The sequence below is a fragment of the Salinicola sp. genome (assembly GCF_982684285.1).
Map to the genome: position 1 here is coordinate 1 of NZ_CEXLVS010000206.1, position 7470 is coordinate 7470.

The 7470-nt window shown below is 57.0% G+C and carries 5 protein-coding genes; 2 read left to right on the plus strand and 3 right to left on the minus strand.

The window, feature by feature from the left end; all coding sequences use genetic code 11:
- Positions 1-2203: heavy metal translocating P-type ATPase (locus tag AC3AYF_RS15870; RefSeq protein WP_487779985.1), on the minus strand; the 2203-nt coding region annotated here is incomplete at its 3' end.
- Positions 2204-2423: 220 nt separating this feature from the next.
- On the opposite strand from AC3AYF_RS15870, the gene lnt reads away from it, so the two are divergent.
- Positions 2424-3884, plus strand: a complete 1461-nt coding sequence (lnt, locus tag AC3AYF_RS15875; protein ID WP_071230019.1) for an apolipoprotein N-acyltransferase — start codon at positions 2424-2426, stop codon at positions 3882-3884.
- Positions 3885-4022: 138 nt separating this feature from the next.
- Positions 4023-5729: a peptidoglycan DD-metalloendopeptidase family protein gene (locus tag AC3AYF_RS15880; RefSeq protein WP_487779986.1), complete on the plus strand. Its 1707-nt coding sequence runs from the start codon at positions 4023-4025 to the stop codon at positions 5727-5729.
- Positions 5730-6078: 349 nt separating this feature from the next.
- Here AC3AYF_RS15880 and AC3AYF_RS15885 read toward each other — a convergent pair whose 3' ends face one another.
- Together AC3AYF_RS15885 and AC3AYF_RS15890 are read right to left on the minus strand one after the other, a co-directional pair.
- A complete protein-coding gene (locus tag AC3AYF_RS15885) occupies positions 6079-6474 on the minus strand; it encodes an ectoine synthase (RefSeq protein ID WP_295036150.1) in 396 nt (131 codons plus the stop codon).
- Positions 6475-6558: 84 nt separating this feature from the next.
- The coding region (locus AC3AYF_RS15890) for an aminotransferase class III-fold pyridoxal phosphate-dependent enzyme (RefSeq protein WP_487779987.1) at positions 6559-7470 on the minus strand (912 nt) is incomplete at its 5' end.

The window sequence follows — 7470 nt, forward strand, 5'->3', positions numbered from 1 at the left end:
CCTTGGCGACCATTCCCTTGATAGCCGTGACCTTGTCGTCAGGCAGCAAGCCTGCCTGGAACTCGATGCCCAGCGGATCGGCAATCGCTTTCGCGGTACGGGGGTTGTCACCGGTCAGCATCACCGAGCGGATGCCCAGTGCCTGGAGATCCTTGATGCCGTCGATGGCGTCCGTGCGCGGCTCGTCACGCATGGCGATCAGTCCGACGATCACGCCGTCCCTAAACACCACGACGGCCGTCTTGCCCTGCTCCTCCAGCGCAGCGATCCGCGTCTTCAGAGCCTCTGTCAGTACGCCCTGGTCTTCAGCGTAGCGTGGCGAACCGACATAGCTACGATGACCGTTCACGCTTGCCTCGACACCATGGCCGGCGATGACGCGTGCGTCCGACCCTTGAGAAAACGCGATATGACGCGATTCGGCATGATTCAACACCGCCTCGGCGAGCGGGTGGCTGGAGCCGGCCTCGACACTGGCGGCCAAGGCAACGACATCAGCCTCATCGTGGTCATCGGCAGCCGCTTGCACGTCGGTAACGACTGGTTTCCCGGCGGTCAGGGTGCCGGTCTTGTCGAAGGTCACGAGGCTAGCCTTGGCGGTGGACTCGATCACCGCGCCCCCCTTCAACAATAGCCCGCGGCGTGCCCCGGTAGACAGCGACGAGGCGATCGAAGCCGGTACCGAAATTACCAGCGCACACGGGCAGCCAATCAACAGCAGCGCCAGGGCTCGATAAGTCCATTCACCCCAAGCGCCGCCGAAAAGTAGCGGAGGAATGATCGCAACGAGTAGCGCGGTACCGACCACAGCGGGCATATAGACACGGCTGAAGCGATCAATGAAACGCTCGGTGGGCGCACGGGCTTCCTGTGCTTCTTCCACCAAGCGGATGATCCGCGCGATGGTATTGTCTTCGGGCGCCTTGGTGACGCGAATACGCAGCACGGCATCATTATTGATGGACCCGGCGAAGACCGACTCGTCGAGGGTCTTGCTCTTGGGCACCGATTCACCGGTCACCGGCGATTCATCGATAGAAGACGTTCCTTCAATGATCTGCCCATCGGCAGGAATCCGGTCGCCGGGTCGCGCGACGACGATCTGACCAATCTTCAGATTCGCGGCATTGACCTTGCGAGTCGCCCTCTGTGCGTCTTCGACCAGCGCGCTCTTGGGCACTAGATCACCTAGCGCGCGAATACTCGAGCGGGCACGATCCGCGGCCACCCCTTCAAGCACTTCGCCGACGGCGAACAGGAAGACCACCAGCGCCGCCTCCTCGGCGGCACCGATGAACAGCGCGCCACCCGCAGCGATGGTCATCAGCATCTCGATGGTGAACGGCATGCCCGCGCGCGCGGCAGAAAAGGCGCGTTTCGCCACGGGAACCAGCCCGACCAGACACGCCAGGATGAAGCCCCAATAAGCCAGAGACTCCGAGGCCACCAGGCGCACCGCCACGGCGGCCAGCAGGACAGCCCCGGTCATGACCACCAGCCGGCCCTTGCCATGCAGAAACCAGCGTTTCGGTGAGGCCGACACCGCCTCGGCGGCGCCTTCGTCAGCTGTGGTGCTGGCGCCATTGGAACCATTACCGGTTATGGCGCCGCGCGGCGTTACACTGTAACCGAGCCGCTTGACCGATTTCTCGACGCTGTCCGGCGAGGTTTGCTGTTCGTTGAGCTTCAGCGTGAGCGTCTCGTTCATCACCGACACTTTGACGTCGGAGACTCCCGGCAGGTTCTCCACGCCGCCACGAATTTTCGCCGCGCAACTGGCGCAGTCCATGCCGCCGACCTTCCAGCTGAGCGTGCCCTCGGTATCGGCCTCTTCGGCTGTCGCCATCGTCACGTCGCGGTCATGGTCATGTCCGTGACAGTGGTCGTGGTCGTGAGCGTGGCTACCGTCACAGCCGCCGTGTGAATGGCTCTCGTCCGGATCACTGTCCTGTCCGGCGGCAGCGGGCTTGAACTGGACGCCATAGCCAAGCCGCTTGACGGTCTTCTCGACTTGCTCCATTGAGGTTTGTCGCGTGTCCAGCCCAAGCCTCAGCGTCTCCTTCATCACCGAAACCTGAACGTCGGAAACGCCTTTCAGGCGTTCCACCGCACCACGGATCTTGCCTGCGCAGCTTGGACAGTCCATGCCTTGAACGGTCCACTGGTATGGGTTACCGGATGCTTCGGTATGTGTAGCTGGCATGAAAAGTTACCTCGTTCAATTTCTCTGCTCAAACTCTAAACCTTCTAGTGGCTATAGAGTCAAGCCGCATCGTCTTACTGGTAGTGAAGCATGCGAGGCGGGTAGAAAACGACTTGCGAACGACTGCGACGGCCAATAGAAGCATGACTTTTGAGAATGGCCATAATGTTTTTCCGAGGCGTTTTTGATAAAAGTGGCCCGTCACGTTAAGGAGCAACCCATGCGATTTTCTTGTCGCCCCTGGATGGGATGCGTGTTAGCGGTCTTCGCAGGGGCTCTAACGACGCTAACCTTCTCTCCCTTCGAGCTTTGGTGGCTGGGGCCGGTCGCCGTCGGCCTCATTTACTCAGGCCTGGATGACCTGACACCGGGTCAGGCAGCCCTGCGAGGCTGGTGTTATGGCATCGCGCTGTTCGCCACGGGAACCTCATGGGTCTACGTGTCGATCCATGAGTACGGTTACACGGGGGTGCCGCTATCGGTTTTCCTTACAGCCCTGTTTGCCGCCACCTTGGCGCTTTTCTATGCCATTCCCTTCTGGTTCTATCGGCGCTTTACTGGCTCGCGTCTAGCCTTTCTCTCCTTCGCCGGCGCGTGGGTGTTGATTGAAGTGCTACGGACATACCTTTTCACCGGTTTCCCTTGGCTATTGCTGGGGAGCGCGCACGTCGATTCTCCTTTAGCACCATTGGCCCCGGTTGGCGGGGTGCTGCTGTTGACATTGGTTACCGCCCTGACGGGCACGCTGGGGGTGGAGTTCCTGCGTCGACGCTGGTGGGCAGGGGGCACGATCGCCGCTCTATGGCTGTTCCCCCTGATGCTTCCTACTCAGTGGACCATACCCAGCAAGGAGCCCGTACAAGTGAGCCTGTTACAGGGCAATCTACCCCAGCTAAGCAAATGGACAAACGAGGGGCAGCGTAACGCAGTCAGCACCTATGCCCGATTGACCCGCAACATTGCTGAAGACATAGATCTGGTTATCTGGCCGGAAACGGCGATTCCTATGTATCAGCGTCAAGCCGAGCCGCTGTTGGAGCGGGTTAAGGCTACTTTGCCATCAGGAGCCGAACTGCTCACCGGTATCGTGCAGCGCGACGACTCGGGCCGCTATTACAATGCCGTAGTCGGTGCCGGCGAGGTTACGGATGTGTACCGCAAGTCGCATCTGGTACCGTTCGGTGAATACATCCCGATGGAAAAACAGCTACGTGGCATTATCGCTTTCTTTGATCTGCCGATGTCAGACTTCACGGCAGGCAATTCCGAACAAGGCCCGATCCGAGCCGCTGGACTGCGCATCGGCACGGCGATCTGTTACGAAATTATTTTCCCGGACTTAGTGGCACAACGCGCCGATAACGCTGAGGTGTTGCTCACGGTGTCCAACGACACCTGGTTCGGTGACTCCATCGGGCCACTTCAGCATCTGCAAATGGCCCGGCTACGCGCCCTTGAAAATGGTCGCTATGTTATGCGGGCAACGAACAATGGGGTGACGGCCATCATCGACCCGCAAGGTCGCATTATCGATCGCGCGACTCAATTCAGGATGACCACCCTCAACGGAGAAATCCGGGCCATGCGGGGAGAAACGCCATTCACACGCACCGGAAGCTGGCCAACCTGGCTATTGTCAGCAGCGCTGGTTATATCCGGGGTACGCAGGCGAAATAGCTAAAAGACACCGTTATCGACAGTTAGGCAAGCCACTACAAAATGTCATTATGCGCAGAGGCTTGCCCTGTAGGGTAGGCACATCGTGTTGTTTGGGGTAAAGTGCCGCCATTTCACTTCACTTGGTCTATCATAAGCTCTCATGCTAAGAATCCTTCGCTTCCTGCCTCGCAGCCGAAAATTACTGATTTTACCTATAGCTACGCTAGTCACGTTACTAGGAGCGCAGGAAATCTTCTCTGTGTTAAAAGCTTCTAATGGAGATGATGCGCTCCTTAACGAGGCTAGTTCGCCAAGCATTGAGTTATCTCCTCGTTTCCAAGCTCAAGCTGACACCATGACAGCTGTTAAAGTCAGCACCAACTACAAATATACGGGCCCCGCTCAGGCTTCCACCGGACTTACCAAGCCCACGGCAGACTCGCCACAAAGCCCCCTATTGGTAACAGACGAAGTTGAAACTACTCGCGTTTCTGAAACAACTGTCCAAGACAGCGTTGTTCGTGCGGCTACACCATTAAACCCCAGCGTTCCTACAACCAAGCCGGAAAGTACTAAAGACGCTAGCGAACTGGATAGCCAGGCGCTGCACATGGCGATTCGACTTACCGACTCGTCAACAGAAGCCAACGATCGCGAAGTTGGCGGGGCTTCCGATGTTGGTTCATCTGTCGACCTAATACATAACGATGAAAAAGTAGACCTGGAAGAAGAACTGGTAGCCAACGAAAGATTCGTCCCATCTTGGGAAACTTATACCATTCAATCCGGCGATACTTTCGCGGACATGGCCGAACGCATTCTGGGACTAGGCTATGGTGAAGTTATGCAGATTCTCGAAGAAATCCCGGACAAAAGGACATTCACTCGCTGGCGTGTCGGTGATAACTTTGACTTTAAAATTAACGAATCTGGTGAATTATTGGCACTGCGAATCATGAAGGACGCACATTCCGGCCTCCTCATTGAACGCGACCACGACAGCAAGAGCTTTGAGGTTACTCGTTTTGAGAAAACGGCTCAGAAAACGCAGCGATTGTTTTCAGGAACCGTCAATGGCAGTTTTGCTCAGTCAGCCAGCGCCACTGGCTTATCTTACTCAGAAGTGTCTGATCTGAGCGATCTACTTTCGAAAAAGATAAATTTTCGCCGTGCTGCCCGGCGAGGAGATCAATTCCGAGTTTTGGTAGAAACCGATATGATTGAGGGTCAGGCTACTGATTCGCGCATCCTTGCTGCTCACTACAAAGGCAATAAAAGGGACCTAGCTATCGTTAGAAATCCTGCTGATGACAATTTTTATACCTCTGAAGGCTACAGCCTCTCCCCGGCATTTAACCGGAAACCGTTTAAAGGCGACTACAGGATAAGCTCGCCTTTTAACTTGCGGCGAAAGCACCCAATCACCGGCCGAGTTAGTCCGCATCAAGGCACTGACTTTGCAGTAACCACTGGCACTTCGATTCAATCTCCAGCAAATGGACGTGTTACCAAGTCGGCCTATCAAAAAAATGGCGCTGGAAACTACGTTGTGATTCGTCATGATAACGGCTACAAGACTCGCTATATGCACCTATCCAAACGCTTGGTATCTGAAGGCGAGCGCGTTTCCAGAGGCCAGAAGATTGCACTATCCGGCAATACGGGTCGTAGCACGGGACCTCATCTTCATTACGAGTTAATGGTTAACAACAATCAAGTCGACGCCATGCGCGTCAAATTGCCGGAAGGCAAGCAGCTATCTGGACAAGCATTAGCAGCCTTTAAAAAGGAAGCCAAGCAGTTCTTAGCTCAGATTGATCACTACACAACTTTATCTATGATTGCTAGCCAATCGAAATTACCTTAGAAAAACGCATTTCCAATGAGCCTGAGTATCCACTCAAAATACCTGGACCGGAGTCCGATAACCCAGACGCTGCGGGCAGGTTGTTGAGCCTCTCTACGACCTACCGCAGCTCAGCGTCGATGACTTCTCGAAAGGCCGTACCCTTCAAAAAATACTGGCGAATTAGTCGTTGGTATTCTGTTTTCACGGCACCAAGTCGAGGCTCCATCGCGAGATCTCGTGCTATCAGAATAAACGTAGCGGGAATTTCACATTGCCGGTGAATCCGGTTTCTGGGAGGAGGTCAGGATCAAAAAAAGACCGCATAAGCGGTCTTTTTTGTGCCGAATGAACGCTGGCGTGTTGAGGTTCATTCATCTGCAGGCGCGTAGGAGCCGTCTTCACGATGGATCTCGCGACCGGTCAATGCCGGGCTGAAGACGCAGGCGACGGTCATGCCCTTCTCCTTGCCGCGCAGCCAATGCTCGTCGTGCTGGTCCAGCAGGTACATGTCGCCGGCCTTGATCTTGTGGATCTTGCCGTCGGCAATGGTTTCCACTTCACCTTCGCCCTCGTAGCAGAACACCGCTTCGATGTGGTTCTTGTAGTGGATGTGGGTTTCCGTACCCGGATGAATGCGGGTGATGTTGAACGAAAAGCCACAGTTATCCTCGGCCAGCATCAGGCGAGTGCTGTCCCAGTTGCCGTTTTCGGCTTTGACGAAGCGATCAGTTTTCCGGCACTCATCGAGATTACGTACGATCATCGATAACAACTCCTTGGTGGATGACTACTGCTGAATGACAGAGAGAGCGGCCCTGGGGGCCGCCTCGAAACATCGGTGAACGACTCAAGCGAAGGCTTCCCTGGCGCTGCGCTCCAGGATATCCAGACCTTCCAGCAGATCTTCGTCGCTGATGACCAGCGGGCATAGACACTTGACGACCTGGCCGTCCTGGCCAGCGGTTTCGATGATCAGACCGTTCTCGAAGGCTTTCGACGTGATCTTGTCGGCGATGTCCCCGTCGCGCACGTCGATGCCCCGCATCAGGCCGCGGCCCCGCTCGCTCGCGGGATAGCCCATCTCGGTCAGCGAGGCGGCAATTCTGGCAAACCGCTCCTCGACGATGCGCCCCTTCCGCTGGATATCGCGCTCGAACCTGTCGTCGCTCCAGAAGTGTCGGAGGGCGGCGGCAGCCGTCACGAAGGCCATGTTGAAGCCGCGGAAGGTGCCGTTGTATTGGCCCGGTTTCCACTTGTCCAGCTCGGGGCGCATCAGCACATGGGCGAACGGCAGGCCGTAGGCGGACAGCGACTTCGAGTTGGTCACGATGTCGGGCACGATCCCGGCGTGCTCGAAACTGAAGAACTTGCCGGTGCGGCCGCAGCCGGCCTGGATATCATCGACGATCAGCAGGATGTCGTGGGCACGGCAGATACCCTCGAGCCGCTTCAGCCAGTCCAGGCCAGCCGGATTGATGCCGCCCTCGCCCTGCACCGTCTCGACGATCACGCCGGCGGGAACGTCGAGGCCGCCGGACTTGTCGCCCAGCAGCTTTTCGAAGTAGTCGAGCGTGTCGGCCCCTTCGCCGAGGTAGCCGTCGAAGGGCATGAAGCTGGCTCCCTGGGTCGGGATGCCGCCCGTCGCTTCACGGAACTTGCGGTTGCCGGTGGTCGCCAGCGCCCCCATGGTGACGCCGTGGAAGCCGTTGGTGAAGGTGACGATGTTGTGGCGGCCCTTGGCGACGCGGGCCAGGCGGAT